The organism is Alloactinosynnema sp. L-07 (assembly GCF_900070365.1).
Taxonomy (GTDB): domain Bacteria; phylum Actinomycetota; class Actinomycetes; order Mycobacteriales; family Pseudonocardiaceae; genus Actinokineospora.
This window is the reverse complement of sequence record NZ_LN850107.1, coordinates 5570899-5585406: the sequence shown is the minus strand read 5'-3', so window position 1 is coordinate 5585406 and position 14508 is coordinate 5570899. Positions and strand designations below refer to the sequence as shown.

Annotated in this window: 20 protein-coding genes; 3 read left to right on the top strand and 17 right to left on the bottom strand. The window is 69.8% G+C overall.

What is annotated here, in order from left to right; genetic code table 11:
• Positions 1–134: 134 nt before the first annotated feature.
• Positions 135–317, bottom strand: coding sequence for a DUF3073 domain-containing protein (locus BN1701_RS25250; RefSeq protein WP_054052846.1), 183 nt, complete (start codon positions 315–317; stop codon positions 135–137).
• Positions 318–510: 193 nt separating this feature from the next.
• Here BN1701_RS25250 and BN1701_RS25245 point away from each other — a divergent pair, with 193 nt between their 5' ends.
• A complete protein-coding gene (locus tag BN1701_RS25245; RefSeq protein WP_054052844.1) occupies positions 511–1395 on the top strand; it encodes a hypothetical protein in 885 nt (294 codons plus the stop codon).
• A 169-nt stretch (positions 1396–1564) separates the two neighbouring features.
• Here the strand turns inward: BN1701_RS25245 and BN1701_RS25240 are convergent, their stop codons facing one another.
• Both BN1701_RS25240 and BN1701_RS25235 read right to left on the bottom strand, forming a co-directional pair.
• Positions 1565–1768 carry a DUF397 domain-containing protein gene (locus BN1701_RS25240; protein ID WP_054052842.1) on the bottom strand — a complete coding sequence of 68 codons (204 nt, stop codon included), beginning with the start codon at positions 1766–1768 and terminating at the stop codon, positions 1565–1567.
• The gene (locus BN1701_RS25235; RefSeq protein ID WP_172803314.1) at positions 1765–2649 is read right to left on the bottom strand and encodes a helix-turn-helix transcriptional regulator; all 885 of its coding nucleotides are present in this window, start codon (positions 2647–2649) and stop codon (positions 1765–1767) included. The genes BN1701_RS25240 and BN1701_RS25235 overlap by 4 nt, the downstream gene beginning before the upstream one ends.
• 172 nt (positions 2650–2821) lie before the next feature.
• Between BN1701_RS25235 and BN1701_RS25230 the strand changes: the two genes are divergently transcribed.
• Positions 2822–3064, top strand: a complete 243-nt coding sequence (locus tag BN1701_RS25230) for a hypothetical protein (RefSeq protein ID WP_157368213.1) — start codon at positions 2822–2824, stop codon at positions 3062–3064.
• Positions 3065–3082: 18 nt separating this feature from the next.
• Here BN1701_RS25230 and BN1701_RS25225 read toward each other — a convergent pair whose 3' ends face one another.
• Genes BN1701_RS25225 through BN1701_RS25205 form a run of 5 tightly spaced genes read right to left on the bottom strand, consistent with a single transcriptional unit; the run spans position 3083 to position 7002 of the window.
• Positions 3083–4033 (bottom strand): asparaginase, encoded by a 951-nt coding sequence (locus BN1701_RS25225; protein WP_369800614.1) that lies wholly within the window; start codon positions 4031–4033, stop codon positions 3083–3085.
• Positions 4034–4041: 8 nt separating this feature from the next.
• Entirely contained in the window at positions 4042–4611 is a 570-nt protein-coding gene (locus tag BN1701_RS25220) for a hypothetical protein (protein ID WP_054056119.1), read from the bottom strand.
• Between the two features lie 44 nt (positions 4612–4655).
• Positions 4656–5486: a 3-keto-5-aminohexanoate cleavage protein gene (locus tag BN1701_RS25215; protein WP_054052833.1), complete on the bottom strand. Its 831-nt coding sequence runs from the start codon at positions 5484–5486 to the stop codon at positions 4656–4658.
• 17 nt (positions 5487–5503) lie between these two features.
• On the bottom strand, positions 5504–6625 hold the full coding sequence (locus BN1701_RS25210; RefSeq protein WP_054052831.1) for a folate-binding protein YgfZ: 1122 nt from the start codon (positions 6623–6625) through the stop codon (positions 5504–5506).
• The gene (locus BN1701_RS25205; protein ID WP_054056118.1) at positions 6622–7002 is read right to left on the bottom strand and encodes a Fur family transcriptional regulator; all 381 of its coding nucleotides are present in this window, start codon (positions 7000–7002) and stop codon (positions 6622–6624) included. The genes BN1701_RS25210 and BN1701_RS25205 overlap by 4 nt, the downstream gene beginning before the upstream one ends.
• A gap of 93 nt (positions 7003–7095) precedes the next feature.
• Between BN1701_RS25205 and BN1701_RS25200 the strand changes: the two genes are divergently transcribed.
• Positions 7096–7941: an aminodeoxychorismate lyase gene (locus tag BN1701_RS25200; RefSeq protein ID WP_054052829.1), complete on the top strand. Its 846-nt coding sequence runs from the start codon at positions 7096–7098 to the stop codon at positions 7939–7941.
• A 63-nt stretch (positions 7942–8004) separates the two neighbouring features.
• Here the strand turns inward: BN1701_RS25200 and BN1701_RS25195 are convergent, their stop codons facing one another.
• The 9 genes from BN1701_RS25195 to BN1701_RS25155 all read right to left on the bottom strand — a co-directional run bounded on the left by BN1701_RS25195 (position 8005) and on the right by BN1701_RS25155 (position 14315).
• The gene (locus tag BN1701_RS25195; RefSeq protein ID WP_054052827.1) at positions 8005–8874 is read right to left on the bottom strand and encodes a biotin-dependent carboxyltransferase family protein; all 870 of its coding nucleotides are present in this window, start codon (positions 8872–8874) and stop codon (positions 8005–8007) included.
• Entirely contained in the window at positions 8871–9485 is a 615-nt protein-coding gene (locus BN1701_RS25190) for an allophanate hydrolase subunit 1 (protein ID WP_054052824.1), read from the bottom strand. The genes BN1701_RS25195 and BN1701_RS25190 overlap by 4 nt, the downstream gene beginning before the upstream one ends.
• Positions 9486–9488: 3 nt before the next feature.
• On the bottom strand, positions 9489–10124 hold the full coding sequence (locus BN1701_RS25185; protein WP_054052822.1) for an FABP family protein: 636 nt from the start codon (positions 10122–10124) through the stop codon (positions 9489–9491).
• 168 nt (positions 10125–10292) lie between these two features.
• The gene (locus BN1701_RS25180) at positions 10293–10910 is read right to left on the bottom strand and encodes a peptidoglycan-binding protein (protein WP_054052820.1); all 618 of its coding nucleotides are present in this window, start codon (positions 10908–10910) and stop codon (positions 10293–10295) included.
• A 160-nt stretch (positions 10911–11070) separates the two neighbouring features.
• Positions 11071–11370: a DUF1416 domain-containing protein gene (locus BN1701_RS25175; protein WP_054052818.1), complete on the bottom strand. Its 300-nt coding sequence runs from the start codon at positions 11368–11370 to the stop codon at positions 11071–11073.
• Between the two features lie 18 nt (positions 11371–11388).
• A complete protein-coding gene (locus BN1701_RS25170; protein WP_054052816.1) occupies positions 11389–12228 on the bottom strand; it encodes a sulfurtransferase in 840 nt (279 codons plus the stop codon).
• On the bottom strand, positions 12225–12677 hold the full coding sequence (locus BN1701_RS25165) for a DUF4395 domain-containing protein (protein WP_054052814.1): 453 nt from the start codon (positions 12675–12677) through the stop codon (positions 12225–12227). The genes BN1701_RS25170 and BN1701_RS25165 overlap by 4 nt, the downstream gene beginning before the upstream one ends.
• A 225-nt stretch (positions 12678–12902) precedes the next feature.
• Positions 12903–13319, bottom strand: a complete 417-nt coding sequence (locus BN1701_RS25160) for a thioredoxin family protein (protein WP_054052812.1) — start codon at positions 13317–13319, stop codon at positions 12903–12905.
• Between the two features lie 114 nt (positions 13320–13433).
• Positions 13434–14315 carry a DUF2993 domain-containing protein gene (locus tag BN1701_RS25155; RefSeq protein WP_172803313.1) on the bottom strand — a complete coding sequence of 294 codons (882 nt, stop codon included), beginning with the start codon at positions 14313–14315 and terminating at the stop codon, positions 13434–13436.
• Between the last annotated feature and the right edge of the window lie 193 nt (positions 14316–14508).

Below are 14508 nucleotides of genomic sequence, written 5' to 3'. Positions count from 1 at the left end.
CCAAAGAGAAGCTGGGTGTCGAGGCCCCGGGTCGGACCGTGAAGGCCGCTCCAAGACAAGGGGCGGCCTTCACGGGTTGGAAGAGGGGGAGTGCGGCGAGTGTGTGGGTCCGTCAACTGGTGACGGACCCTGAGTCATCGCCGATATTCGTCGTACTCGTCGTCGGACGAGTCGTCGAATTGGTCACGGGTCTCGTGACCGTCGTCTTTGCCGCCCGACAGCTCACGCTGCAGGGCGTCGAAGTCCGTGGCGTGTGAGCTGTACTTGAGCTCCCGGGCCACCTTCGTCTGCTTGGCCTTAGCTCGGCCGCGCCCCATGGCTCGACCCCCTCGCACAGTGACGGGGCGGCCGGGGGAACGGCGGCCCCGTAGATGTCGACAGTTGATTCCTGCTAACTACCGTACCGTGTCAGAGGGGTTCGATGCGACGCGGCATGGTGTGCATAACCCGACATCGTGTCGAAGCGCGCCCGAGGGCGTCGACCCTGTAGTGACGTGACAGCATGGGCGGGTGCCTCGTCCGTTCGTCGCCTACCTCCGGGTGTACGAACCGTTGTCCTCTTTCGGTGGATCCCTAGGCGATCTGCTCCGCGCGGTCGTCGAGGACGGTGCGGTCGACCACGCCGAGGCAGGCATCCGCGAACGTGAGGTGTGGCTCAAGTCACAGCGCGCCAAGGCGACCCTGCCGGGCGAACTGACCGACGGCCGACCAGCCCCCAGCTCGGTCCGCGACGTCCTGGTGATCGACCCGGCGTCGGTGCACTGCGAGCGGTCCCAAGTCGGCCCCGGCCCGCTGGTCTGCCCCTTGGACGTGCGCGCCCGCTCCGCGGCCGCCCTCGTGGGCTTCCTGGCCACCTCCACCCCGACCCTGCGCACGGCGGCGCTGAGCGTCCCGCCGGAGGTCATCCGCGCCCGCGCCACGACGGTCCTCAACGAACTGCCCAACGGCGCCGTGCATGTCGTGTCGACCACGTGGACTGTCCCCTTGCCCTGGTTCGCCCTGGTCGAACCCGCCCACCGCCACGTCGTCATCGCCCCCCGCGACGACCCCCGCCGCCAGGTCTACTGGCGCGTCTCCCTCGGCGACGCCCGCCGCCGCGTGGAACGCGCCCGAGACCTGGCCGAATCCACCTTCGGCGACGCGGGCCCCACCAAGGTCCTGATCGACACGGCCCGCTGGCTGGAGAATTTCGCCCCCGGCTCAGCCGTGGAACTCGACTACGGCGGCCTGGTCCAACTACTCGATGACGAGGAACTGGTCGAAGACTCCTCGGCGGAGGACGTCAACGCCATCCTCGACGCGCTCGAATCCTCAGACGCGGCCCAGGTCGCCGAACGCTTCGGCCGCCTGCGCGACTTCTGGGCCGCCTTGGCCGTACGGGAGCGCTTCAACTGAGGTTGCCCACAGGGCGCTGGCGGTTGTCCACAGGCAGAACCGCAGTTGTGCACAGTTGATGGCAGTTATCCACATCCTGTACACAACGGGCCGCTTCCGCCGGCATCGCCGATAGACTGGCCGGGCGGGCTGCGACGTCAGGACTCCTGACGTGGCGGGAGCCTCGGGGCTATTCGACGCCCAGTTTGGGAGCAGTTCGGATGAGCGTCGTGAGTGCGTTGACCGGAAGCAGGACCGGCACGCCATTGGGGTGCTTGCTGTCGCGTATCGCACCCCACGTCGTGCCGTCGGTTGCCAGTTCGACGCAAGAGCCGTTGGGTTGCGACTTGGAACTCTTCCGCCACCGCGCGTGGGAGAGGGTTTCATTGATCATTGCGGGTCCCCTCCTCGGGAGTGGAGCTTGGAGATCGCGCGTCGGATCAGTTCGGCCGACGCGGTAGGGGAGAGCGTCATCCCCCATACCTGATCATAGATGCGCTGGAAGCGGACGACTTCAGCGGCGTCGTCCTGCAGGACGAAGTTGACGACGTTCTCGGTGTAGATCACTTCTGGCTCGGCTTCGTCGATGCCAGGGAATGCGACGACTGTGAAGTTGCAACCCACGGCGGGATGGCCGCCCGCGGTGAAGGGAAGTACACGAACTTCAACGTTGGCCGCCGACTCCGAGACGTCGATGAGGTGCCGGAGCTGGTCATTGAGAACAGCCTTGCCGCCGACCTCGGTGTAGAGCGCCGCTTCAACGAGTATGACGCGCAGCACCAGCGGGTTGTCCCCGGTCAGGCGTTGCTGGCGCTCCATGCGCAGGGCGAGAAACTTGTCCATGTCCGCGGCGTCAATGACCTCGCCTCCGCTGTTGATCAGCGCGCGTGCGTAGGACGGAGTCTGGAGTAGGCCGTGGACGATGTCGCTCTGGAAGCAGGACAGTTCGGCGGCTTCGTTCTCCAGGTCGAGGTACTCGGCGAAGGTGTGGGACACGAAGTCGTAGTACGGGCGGCGCAGCACGCCGCGCCGTCGGCGTTGTTTGGCGGCTTCAACCATGTCGGCGATCACGTGCCCAGGTGCGCCGTACAGCTCAAGGGCGGCTTTGACACGCAGGGGTTCGGCGCTGCCACCTGTCTCCATGCGGGAGACGGTGCCCGAACCGCAGAGCAGCTCGTCCGCCGCTCGTTCCACCGAGTATCCGGCGCGTTCGCGCCAGCGCCGCAACGTGCGTGCCAATCGCCTGCTCTGGACCGGACTGACCGTGCTGCTCAACAAAAACCTCCCCGCTCGTGATGTCCCAGTCTGCCGGTCGCTTCACCTACTCGCGCAGTTCCCTCAGGTGGACGACATGCGAGATGGAAGGCTTCCAGTTATGGTTCATCCATATCGGTCGTTCGGGCAAGTGGCGAGAAGACGACTTGGAACCTTTCGGAGGTTGTAGATCATGGAACAACTGAAAGTGGGCACGTGGGTTGCCGTCCGGCGAGGGTGTTCGATGCAGTCTCGGGTCCACGACGGCGATTACGTCGTTTTCGTGTTCGGTGGTGCCCGCGACGACTTCGAGTTCGTGTTCGATGGGGACGCGCTACGAAGGTTCGTGGAACTTGGCACCGGCGCATTGCGCGAGATGGACGCATTGATCGAAGCCGAAGGAGAACACGGCGATGAAGTTCTCGTCGGTGGGTGAGCGAACCCAACAGGCCTGCTAGACGAGGTCGTCCAGCAGGCCGTCGCGTAGGCGAGCGGCGCCGACGGGGACGCCGCCGCCGAGGACATCCCGTTCTGCCATGTCTGCCAAGGCCGGAGCGTCGTAGCCCAAGGCGCGGAGTACGCCAACCAAGATCGGCGTGCGAGGTCGAGGTGAACCGTCGTCGATCTTCATCGCGACCGCGGTGCCATCGGCAAGCACCATCCCGTGCACGCCCTCAGCCCCGCCCTTGACCAACACACCGGGAATGGCCTGCATCAGCTCGGTGTCGTCCCGATCGGTGCCACCCACCAGATACGGATGGTGCCGCATGGCGTCGGCGACGCGGCGACGCCGGGTGCCGGGTTCGGCCAAGACCAGTCGGGTGTAGCCGGTCGCCAGCCCCGACAGGGTCAGTGCGAACAGCGGCGCTCCGCAGCCGTCGACGCCGATTGTGGTGATGTGTTCGCCGGTCATCTCGGTGACGGTCTCGGCGATCGCGGTCTGTGCCGGGTGGTCTGGACTCAGATAGTCCCGCACGTCCCAGCCCTGCTGCACAGCCGTGGCCAGCATCGCCGCGTGCTTGCCGGAGCAGTTCATCGCCGCCGCGCGCTTGCCGCCGCCGCTGGCGATGACCCGGTGCCTGCTGGCCTTGTTGAGCGGCCAGTCCGGGGGGCAGCCCAGGTCGGTCTCGGTGAGCCCGTTCTTGCCGAGAATCCCGAGCACTTGCTCGACATGCTCGGCCTCGCCGCTGTGCGACGCGCAGCCCACCGCCAAGTCGGCGTCGTCGGGGAGGTCGAGGCCCGCGCGCAGGAGGCCGAGGGCCTGCAGCGGCTTGTTGCACGACCGGGTGAACACCGGCTCGTTGACCTCGCCGAGCGCGAGCCGGATGGTGCCGTCCGGGGCGAGCACGACGACGGAGCCGCGGTGTACGGACTCCACGAATCCGGAGCGGAGGACTTCGACCAATACGGGGTTCAGTGTGGCTCTCTCTTCGCCCGCTCGGCGGCGAGCAGGTCGTCGACCGAGGCACTGCCCGCCCGGTAGCGGCTGCCGATCTGGTCGTTGAGCAAATCCATGACCACCTGCACCTCGCGGCGGCGCTGGGAGACCGACTCCTCCTCCGCCTGATACGTGTGCAGGGCCAGCGCGAGCCGGTCGTCGGGCAGCGAGCCGACGTCGGTCAGGTCGGCGTCGGAGACCAGGGCCTCGACGTGCCTGCGGTGGGCCTCGGCGCGGGAGGGCTCCATCATCTGGTGGCGGCCGGAGCCCATCGCCGGGCCGACCGCGTTGTCGGCGAGGATCGCGGCGAGTTGGTCGACCACGGACTGGGAGCCGCCGGTGGCCCGGCGCTTCTGCTCGGCCTTGACGATGTCGATCCGGCCGTGCAGGAGTCTGCGCAGGTAGGACAGGTCGGTCTCCTCCTGCGCGGCGTCGTCGCGCCGGGCGCGGACCTCGGCGAGGTCGAGCTGGTCGAGATTGTCGACATAGTCCGGTGACAGCACCCGGTCGATGCGCCTGCGCCCACCAGGGCGGACTTCGATCACGCGGACATCCTCCGATATCTGCCGGCCGACCGCCATATCTTCGACTAGCTCGTTACTCCCAGCAGTACCCGTGCCTCGTCCGGCCCGATCGGCGGCCGCTGCGCGATCCGGGCCAGACCCGAGGCCCTGGCCACGAGCTGGGCGTTGTCCTTGACCCGCTCGCCCTTGGCGTAGGAGATGGTGTCCTCCATCCCCACCCGGACGTGCCCACCCGCGGACAACGCGGCGAACAGTACCGGCAGCGTGGTCCGGCCGACGCCGGTCGCCGAGAACGTCGCGCCTTCGGGGATCAGCCGCAGCGCCGCGGCCAGCGTCTCGGTGTCGCCCGGCATGCCACCGGGGACGCCCATCACCAGGTCGAGGTGCACGTGGCCGCCCGCGGGCAGGCCGTGCTGGTCGAGCAGCCTGCGCAGCGAGGTCAGGTGGCCGAGGTCGAAGATCTCGTACTCCGGGACGATGCCCCGCTCCTGCATCCGCTTGTGCAGCTCGACGATGAACTCCCAGCGGTTGAGGAACACGTCGTCGCCGAAGTTGACCGTGCCCATCGAGCACGACGCCGAGTCGGGCATCGCGTCGAGCACGCCCAGCCGGTGCTCCTCCGGGTCGGTCACCGCGCCGCCGGTGGACAGCTGCACGATCAGCCGGGTGTTCTCCCGAACCGCGTCGACGGTGTCTTTGAGCCGCTGAGGGTCCAACGACGGCTTGTGGTCGTCGCCGCGGATGTGGATGTGGATCATGGCGGCGCCGACGCGCTCGCAGTCGCGCGCCGTGGTGACCAGCTCGTCCAGGGTGACCGGCAGGTTCGGCACGTCCGCTTTGGTGTGCTCGGCTCCGGTGGGGGCGACCGTGATCAACGTGCCCGAGGAGTTCGACATGGCGCCGATACTAGGTCCTACGACCGGAGTCCTTGGGCGGCGATACGGCCCAACGCCGGGGTGTCCGGCGGGATCGAGTCAGGATCGACCGACGCCTGGGTCTTCTCGTCGCCCTCGCCCGCGACGAGTTCGGCGTCCGCGCCGACCGACCGCTTGATCAGCGCCAGCGCGATCGGACCCAGCTCGTGGTGCTGGGCGACCGTGCCGACCCGGCCGACGACGCGCTCGCCGAGCAGCACGGGCGCGCCGGTGTCGGGCAGGCCGTCGGAGCTGCCGTCGAGGTGCAGCAGCAGCATCCGGCGCGGCGGGCGGCCGACGTTGTGGACCTTGGACACCGTCTCCTGGCCGCGGTAGCAGCCTTTGGCCACGTGCGCGGCTGACGGGACCCAGTTGACCTCGTGCGGGATCGTCTTCTCGTCGGTGTCGACGCCCAGCCGCGGCCGGGCCGACTCGACGCGCAGTGCCTCGAAGCCCCAGCTGCCCATCCGGCGGGCGCCCGCGTCGGTCAGCTTGGTCCACCAGCCGACCAGCTCGGCGCGGGGCACCAGCAGGTCGGCGGCGTCGTGGCCGGGCCACGGCATCCGTCGGACGATGACGTCGGAGCCTGCCGCCACGGCGTAGTCGCCGTCGGGGACCGGGAGTCCGACAGCGGCCAGCAGCTGCGGGGTCTCGGGGCCGACCAGCGACAGGACGGCCCGCTCGGCGGTGGCGTCGCGCGGCTCGACCTTGGACCAGAAGACCATCTGCGCCAGGTACTCCAGCAGCGGGACCTGCCCGCCGCGCGCGCCCGTGGCGACCGCGCCGCGCTCGGTGTCGAGCCAGACGGTGCCGTCGGCGTGGGCGAGCACCATGTGCGCGTCGACCCGGCCCTGGCTGTCGAGGATGAGCGCCTCGGTGCCCGCGCCCTCCGCCAGGCCGGTGACGTGCTGGGAGATGACCAGGTGCAGCCAGCTCAGCCGCTCGTCGCCGGGCACGGCGACCACCTCGCGGTGCGACCGGTCGACCACGGCGACCTTGCGCGCGGCGGCCCGCTGCTCGGCGAACGGGTCGCCGAAGTGCCACGCGACCCCTGCGTCCACCGACTCGTCCGGCGGCGGGATCGCACCCGGCAGGTCGAGGATGGGTGAGCGAGTGGTCACGGGGTCTCCTGGGAGCAGGTGCGGCAGGTGCCGGACAGGGCGAGATGGCTTGCGTCGAGTACGAACCCGTGGGTGGCCCGCAATGTTCCGGACACCTCGTCCATCACCGTGCGCTCCACCTCGTCGACCCGGCCGCAGCGGTGGCAGACGAGGTGGACGTGCTTGTGCTCGTGGACGGAGTAGCTGGGCGCGCCGTGGCCGAGGTGGGTGTGGTGGACCAGGTCGAGGCTCTCCAGCAGCTCCAGGGTCCGGTAGATGGTGGTGATGTTGACCGAGGGCGTGGTCAGCCGCACCCGCTGGCAGACCTGCTCGGGGGTGGCGTGTTCGAGTTCGACAAGGGCGTCGAGTACCAGCTGCCGCTGCGGGGTCATTCGCATCCCGCGCTCGTGCAGCGTCGACCGGAGTTCCTCGCGCGTCCGCAGCGTCTCCACCCCGCCGATGCTATTCCCTCGCAGGCGTAGGGTGCGCGCATGCGTGTGTTGGCGATGCTTGACGGAACCCTCGCCGACGCCGACGGCCCGCTCGTTCGGGCCGACGACCTCGGCCTTCTCCGTGGCGACGGGGTGTTCGAGACGGTGCTCGTGGTCGACGGGCGGCCGCGTGAGCTCGGTTCCCACCTCGACCGGATGGCCCGCTCGGCGGCGATGCTCGACCTGCCGCCGCTGGACCGGGCGGCGTGGGAGCGGGTCACCCGGGTGGTGATCGACGCGTGGAACTCGCCGGGTGAGATGGCGCTCAAGCTCGTCCACACCCGCGGCCCCGAGTTCGGTGACGGCACCCCGACCGCGTACGCGCTCGGCCTGCCGATCGGGGCGAAGACGCTGGTCAACCGGGTCGAGGGGGTCACGGCGCTGAGCCTGGACCGCGGGTTCGACCCGGCGATCGTGGAGCGCGCGCCGTGGCTGTTGCTCGGCGCGAAGACGCTGTCCTACGCGGTGAACATGGCGGCCATGCGCTACGTCGAGGCCCACGGCGCGGACGAGGCGATCTTCGTGGCCGCCGACGGCTCGGTGCTGGAGGGGCCGACGTCGACGGTCGTGCTGGTCGAGGGCACCACGATGCGCACGACCCCGCCGACCAGCGGCGTGTTGCCCGGCACGACCCAGGGCGCGCTGTTCCGCGCGGCCGAGCAGGCGGGCTGGACGACGAAGGTCGAACCGATCGGCCGCGACGACTTGGACGGCGCCGAGGGCCTGTTCCTCGCCTCCAGCGTCCGCAAGATCACCCGCGTCCGGGTCCTCGACGGCGTGACCATGCCCGACTCGGCGGCGCTGCACCGCGAGCTGTCCGCGCTCTACGAGTCCGAGTACGCCTGATTGTCGAACAATCCTACGTTTCAACAAGGGGATTGTTGGAACGTAGGATTGTTGAACGATGAGCTAGGCGTCGGCGAACGGCTGTGGGCGGAAACGGATCTGGGTGCCAGGGCGGGCCTGGGCCAGCTCGGCGAGCCGATCGACCACGCCGACGACCGGGTAACCCCCTGTGGTCGGGTGGTCGGCCAGGAAGATCACCGGACGACCGCTCGCGGGCACCTGCACCGCCCCGGTCACCACACCCTCGCTGGTCAGCTCCCGCCCCGCGAACTCCGCGGCGCGGGTCAGCGGCTCGCCCAGCAGGCGCAGCCCGACCCGATTGCTCTCCGGCGACACCGCCCAGGTCAGCCGGGCGAACTGGGCGACGGGATCGTCGAACCAGTCCTCGCGCGGGCCGAGTCGGATCGGGATCGTCAGCTGGTCGGCCGGGCTCGGCGGCGGCACCGCGTCCTCGCCCACCGGCGGCCCGGCCGGGACGCCCAGCGGCAGCACGTCGCCCGCCCGCAGCGGTGCGGGCCCGATGCCCGACAGCACGTCGGTCGACCGCGACCCGAGCCGCGGCGGCACCGCGATGCCCCCGGACACCGCCACGTAGCACCGCAACCCGGCCCGCGGCGACCCGATCGCCACGACCTCGCCCGCCCCGACGTGCAGCGGCGTGTGGGAGTCGGCCTCGCGCCCGGCCACCGTCACCGGCACGCTCGGCCCGGTGACCGCCACCGTGCACGACACCTCGGCCCGTAGCGCCAGTCCACCCAGCACCGACTCGATCCCCGCGGCTCCCTCGGCATTGCCGACAAGCCGATTGGCGAGCCGCATGGACGGCTGATCCACCGCGCCGGACGGGGGCACGCCGAGGTGGGCGTGACCAGGGCGGCCGAGGTCCTCGATCAACGCGAGCGGACCCGTGGCGATCACGGTGACGGCCTTCATGACAGCGGCTCGAAGCGGACCCGGTCGCCGGGGGCGAGCAGCGCGGCGGGGGTGCGGTCGGGGTCGAACAGCGGTTCGGCGTCGTTGGCCAGGCGCCCCAGCAGGCGCCAGCCTCCCGGCGACGGCCGCGGGTACACGCCGGTGAACTCCCCGGCCACGCCGATCGACCCGACGGGGACCCGCGTGCGCGGGGTGTCCAGACGGGGCTGGCGCAGCGGCTCGGGGAGACCGGTGAGGTAGGCGAATCCGGGCGAGAACCCACAGAACGCGACCGTGTAGTCCGCCCCGGAGTGCATCGCGATCACATCGTCCACGGCCAGACCCGCCGTCGCGGCCACCAACTCCAGATCAGGTCCGTCGTACACCGACGGGATGACCAGGGTCCGGATCTCGACCGCCGGGGCCACCGACAGGTCGGCACCCTCCAACGCGGCCCGGACCAGCCTGATCGCACCCGCTCCGAGGGGAAACGACGCCAGCACCGTGCGCGCGGCGGGGACCACGTCGACCACGTCCGGCAGACCGGACAGCACGGCGCGCGCGGCGGCGACCTCGGTCAGCGAGTCGAGTTCGACCAGGACCGCGTCCGCGCCGCACCGCCGCAGGCGCACGCCCTATCCGACGACGCGGCGCAGGTGCGCCGACGTGTGCGGCTGCATCGGCTGACCCATCATGGCGCGCTCCTCGACGTAGGCGAGGTCGCCGTTGTTCACCAGGCCGTAGAGCCGCTTGGCCGCGGTGACGTCCTTGGCGGTGGCGGTCCGGGTGACCACGTCGGTCGCGATCTCCCAGGACGTCTGGGTGCGCGGGGTGCCGTAGTAGATCTCCAGGATGCCGGTGGCGTGGGCCAGCAGGACCTCGATGGTGTCGTCGGCCTGCGGCCGCCACCAGCCGACCTCGCGCGCGGCGGGCCGGATGACATTGCCGTCGTCGTCGAGCAGCCAGGCGCGGGACTCATACGACAGGAACGGCCTGCCGTCGTGGGCGAAGGTGATCTGCTGACCGAACTTGAACGGCCCATCGATCGTCGGATAGACGACCTCGCCCTCACCCCGCCACACGCCGACCAGCGGCAGCAGCGCCAGGCAGGCGTCGTTCAGGTTGGGGCCCTCCCGCAGGTTCGCGGTGTCGGCCGGGATCGGCAGGTCGTCGAACTGCGGCAGGTTGCGGTGCCGGGTCAGCTCGGCGCGCTGCTCGGCCGCGCTGATCGCCGCGTCACCACTGCCCGCGACCGCGTCGCTGTCGGTCATGGCTCAGCGCTGGTCGGCGTAGATGCGGTAGACGACGTACCCGGCGAACCAGGTGGTCAGCAGGCCCATCAGCACGAGCAGACTCGTGAAGAAGATTTCCACGAGTCGGAGAATAACGCCACGGGCCGCCGCGGACACGACCGCGGCGGCCCGAGCGTGGCGGGTGTCTCAGCAGCCCCAGTGGCCCGCGATCCGCAGGACCTGATTCATCGCCGTCCAGGTCTTTGGCCCGACGATCCCACTGGCCTTGATGCCGACCGACTGCTGGAACCGCTTGACCGTGGCGACCATGCGCGGTGAGTAGGACTTCTCGTCCCAGAACTGCTCGCCGCCGAAGTCGAGCCGCGAAAGGTAGTCGCGCAGGTGGTTGACCTTCTTGACGTCGGTCTCACCGGGGTGCACGGCGAACGTGGGGTTGCTTCGGCCGCCCGTCGAGTACACGCTCAGGCGGCCGACCAGGGCCTGCCAGGTCTTGGACCCGACGATGCCGCTGTCCTTGATCCCGTTCTTGCGCTGGAAGGCCCGCACCGCGGCCAGGGTGTTCGGCCCGTAGAAGCCGGTGCCTTGGAGTTTGTGGCCGTGGTCCCGCAACGCCACTTGCAGGCCGACGGTGGCGGTGCCGGTGGTGCCCGGCCGCAGCTGGGGCAGCGACGCCGCCAGCTCGTGCGAATACGGGTTCTCCGCGCACGCCGACGCGGTGCCCGCCCCGGCGACCATGCCGCCCGCGATGGCGGTCGCGGTCAGCAAACCGACGATGGACGCGCGAAATCCAGCCTTGATTCCCATGGTTTCTCCCCAGTTCCCCGGCCTAGTGGCCTCCGTGCCCAGTACACGCACGACCCCGGAAATGGGTTGGTCACAAGGGGATCACGGATTTCGGGGACCAGGACACGCCCTAGACAGCCCCCGGAAGCGGGTGCTTCCGGGGGCTGTCGCTGAGGTCGGGTCAGCCGACGGTGATGGCCACGTTGTGCAGGCCAGGGCCCGCGGCGGACACGGTGGCCTCGCCGTTGCCGTCGCGGTGCAGCGCGCGGACGGTCCAGTCGCCGGGGGCGGCGAAGAACCGGAAGTCCCCGGCCTCGGACGCGACGACCTCGGCGGTGAACTCGCCGGTCGAGTCCAGCAGGCGGACGAACGCGCCGCCAACGGGGATGTCGCCCTTGGTGACCTTGCCGGAAAGGACGATCTCCTTGCCCGCGTCGACGTTGGCGGGCAGGGACTGGTCAGGGGCTCCGCAAGAGCTCATAGCTGTTTTCTCCTCAAGTCAGTTCTGGGCGCCGATTTCGACCGGCACGCCGACCAGCGAGCCGTACTCGGTCCACGAGCCGTCGTAGTTCTTCACGTCGCTGTAGCCGAGCAGCTCGCGCAGGGCGAACCAGGTGTGCGAGGAGCGCTCGCCGATACGGCAGTAGGCGATGGTCGCCTTGCCCTCGTCGAGACCGGCCTCCTGGTAGAGCTCGCGCAGCTCCTCGTCGGAGCGGAACGTGCCGTCCTCGTTGGCCGCCTTGCTCCACGGGACGTTGATCGCGGTCGGGATGTGGCCCTTGACCTGGGCCTGCTCCTGCGGCAGGTGCGCGGGGGCGGCCAACTTTCCGGAGAACTCGTCTGGCGAGCGGACGTCGACGAGGTTCTTGGCGTTGATCGCCTCGAGGACCTCGTCGCGGAAGGCGCGCAGGCTCAGGTCCTGGTCCTTGGCCGAGTAGGTGGTCTCGGGGCGGGAGACGGCCTCGGCGTCGAGCGGGCGGCCGTCGAGCTCCCACTTCTTGCGGCCGCCGTCGAGCAGCTTGACCGCGTCGTGGCCGTAGAGCTTGAAGTACCAGTAGGCGTAGGCGGCGAACCAGTTGTTGTTGCCGCCGTAGAGCACGACCAGGTCGTCGTTGCCGATGCCGCGGGCCGACAGCAGCTTGTCGAAGCCCGCGCGGTCGACGAAGTCGCGGCGCACCGGGTCCTGCAGGTCCTGGCGCCAGTCGACCTTCACCGCGCCGGGGATGTGGCCGGTGTCGTACGCGCTGGCGTCCTCATCGACCTCGACGAACACGACGCCGGGCGCGTTGAGGTTCTCCTCGGCCCATGCCGTCGTCACAAGCACGTCTTCGCGGCTCATCGGGTGGTTCCTACTTTCTTACTCGGGGTGGACAAGCGGTTGAGCAGCAGATAGGCCTCGCAGCCGAGGCAGAACCCGAACGCGGCGTTGAGGAACGCCGCGGCCAGGGCGGCCGCGGTGGCCACGATGCCGAGCCCGGTGAGCCCGGTGGCGTAGCCGAGGGTGCCGACCAGGGCGAAGCCAAAGCCGACGGCCTGGGCGAACCGCAGCGGGGCGGCGGCCTCGCGGTCGTCGGTCGGCCCGAGCCGAGGTGCGACGAGCGCGCGATAGACGGCGGTGTATGGCGAGAACTTGAGACCGGCGAACGCGCCGATGGCGAACACCACCGCCTGGGCGGCCAGCAGCGGCCACCAGCCGGTGAGCAGCACGACGACGAGAACGGCGGCGGTGATCCACGCGGTGAACCTGGGGCCGCGCGGGTCGACGGGTGGACCCGTGAAGAGGGCCATGTGAGCCTCCTGACCTGGACACAGACGAATGGCGGTCCGGTGGGGGCGGTGAGCGGACGCGTGCGCGATCCTGGGCTTACCGCCCGATCAGATCGTGATTCGACACAGGCTGGAGTCGACGCGGCAGAAGTCCACCGCGCGCCGCCTGGTCAGAGTGCTCGTCACGGGCGGGAGCTTACCGGGATTCCCTCGGTATGGGATTGGCGTCCAGAGCATGGGAACTTCTCACGCGGGCAGGTGTGGGCCGAGCGCGGCCAGCAGGGAGTCCCGCTTCGGCACGCCGCCGACGCGCAGGATCTCGCCGCCGTGGGCGTTGACGGCCAGGGTGGTCGGCGTGCGCAGGACGGCGAGCCGCTTGGCCAGCTCAGGGCGGTCGGTGAGGTCGATGTCGGCGTGCGCGAGCCCGTCGGTGGACTGGGCCATGTTCGTCAGGACGACCCGCGCGTGCCTGCACGGCGCGCAGAATGTGGTGGACAGCTGGACCAGCGTGACGGCGGCCTGGGGATCGAGGACCGCGCGGACGTCGTCGGGCAGCAAGTTCACCTGATCAGTGGACCGGACCCGCCCCTCGCGGCGCCGCAGGATCAGCCCGACGGCGGTGGCCACGACCAGGGTGCCGATGGCGACCAGCCCACCGATCATCACGTCCTCCAGACCCCGTCGACCGCCGGTGCGCCGACCAGCATCGTCCTGACCCGGTCTTGATCGCACCCCGGTCCACCTGGTGGAACGTCGCGTGGGCCGCCCGCATTCCCGTCAGCTCTTGCCGAGGACCAGGTCGGCTGCCTTCCCCTTCACCGACAGCACGCCCGGCTCGACCTTGACCGACGTCGGGGTCACCGCGAACGGCAGGTCGCCTGGGTCGAGTTCGATGGCGAAGAACGGCAGCACCCTCTGCTGGACCGACGGCGGGAGCTTGACGTCGCTGTCGGAGTTGCGCAGCTCCATGCGCTTGGGCGAGACCGCGATCTTGCGCTCGCTCAGGGAGATGATGGAGAAAACGCACAGCTCGGTGGACTTGCCCGCGATCTCGGCCGTCCCGCACAGCCGGACCCCGGCGGTGCCGCCCTCGGTGTCGGCCACCTCGGACTCGTCCTCGGTCTCGGCGCCGTCGGCGGGCGGGGTGCTGACCGCCTTCTCGCTGACCGGGTCGATCTTCAGGTCGGTCAGCGAGCGGATGACCTGGTTCTCGTTGACCGACATGGCCCTGGTGACGTCGGCGGCTTTGACCTTGACCTGCCCGACGACCTCGCGCACCGGCACGCCCGTGATCGAGCCGGAGACCAGGTCCGACAGCGGTGCCCGCACCCCCTTGAGCTCGGCGTGCACCTCGACGTCGCGCAGCACGTTCACCGGCACGCCCTTGGCGTCGACGGTGACCATGTCGTACTCCCCGGACACGGCCTGGGCCAGGAAGGAGAAGCCGCCGACGGTGACCGAGGGGTGGTCGCGCAGGTCGAACTGCTGCTGGGCCCGCTTGGACACCTCGTGCTCGAAGAACGCGGCGGCGCCGAAGTCGGCGGCCACCAGCAGACCGAGCAGCACGACCAGGGTGATGACGAGTCTGCGGACCGCCTTGGACCGTCGCCGCTTGGGCGGGGCCATGGGCCGTCCGCTGTTTGCCACCATCGTCGTCATGCCACCCGTCATCGTGTGTCCGTCCCGCCGTCGGTTCGGTGCCCAACGGTACCGAGGACGCCCGAACCGGCGAACCGGTTGTCCACAGGCCACCGAACGGACCAGCCGAATTGGTGGGATGAATCCACGTAACTTTGGATTCACATGACCTTCGCTGGCGCACTCACAAGGTGGACAATCGCCAGCCCACCTT

Bases quoted from the DNA above. Each gene is read 5' to 3' on its own strand.
- BN1701_RS25250 (WP_054052846.1), bottom strand. From the start codon at position 317: ATGGGGCGCGGCCGAGCTAAGGCCAAGCAGACGAAGGTGGCCCGGGAG.
- BN1701_RS25240 (WP_054052842.1), bottom strand. From the start codon at position 1,768: ATGATCAATGAAACCCTCTCCCACGCGCGGTGGCGGAAGAGTTCCAAG.
- BN1701_RS25230 (WP_157368213.1), top strand. From the start codon at position 2,822: ATGGAACAACTGAAAGTGGGCACGTGGGTTGCCGTCCGGCGAGGGTGT.
- BN1701_RS25215 (WP_054052833.1), bottom strand. From the start codon at position 5,486: ATGTCGAACTCCTCGGGCACGTTGATCACGGTCGCCCCCACCGGAGCC.
- BN1701_RS25205 (WP_054056118.1), bottom strand. From the start codon at position 7,002: ATGCGAATGACCCCGCAGCGGCAGCTGGTACTCGACGCCCTTGTCGAA.
- BN1701_RS25200 (WP_054052829.1), top strand. From the start codon at position 7,096: ATGCGTGTGTTGGCGATGCTTGACGGAACCCTCGCCGACGCCGACGGC.
- BN1701_RS25195 (WP_054052827.1), bottom strand. From the start codon at position 8,874: ATGAAGGCCGTCACCGTGATCGCCACGGGTCCGCTCGCGTTGATCGAG.
- BN1701_RS25185 (WP_054052822.1), bottom strand. From the start codon at position 10,124: ATGACCGACAGCGACGCGGTCGCGGGCAGTGGTGACGCGGCGATCAGC.
- BN1701_RS25180 (WP_054052820.1), bottom strand. From the start codon at position 10,910: ATGGGAATCAAGGCTGGATTTCGCGCGTCCATCGTCGGTTTGCTGACC.
- BN1701_RS25175 (WP_054052818.1), bottom strand. From the start codon at position 11,370: ATGAGCTCTTGCGGAGCCCCTGACCAGTCCCTGCCCGCCAACGTCGAC.
- BN1701_RS25170 (WP_054052816.1), bottom strand. From the start codon at position 12,228: ATGAGCCGCGAAGACGTGCTTGTGACGACGGCATGGGCCGAGGAGAAC.
- BN1701_RS25165 (WP_054052814.1), bottom strand. From the start codon at position 12,677: ATGGCCCTCTTCACGGGTCCACCCGTCGACCCGCGCGGCCCCAGGTTC.
- BN1701_RS25160 (WP_054052812.1), bottom strand. From the start codon at position 13,319: ATGATCGGTGGGCTGGTCGCCATCGGCACCCTGGTCGTGGCCACCGCC.
- BN1701_RS25155 (WP_172803313.1), bottom strand. From the start codon at position 14,315: ATGACGACGATGGTGGCAAACAGCGGACGGCCCATGGCCCCGCCCAAG.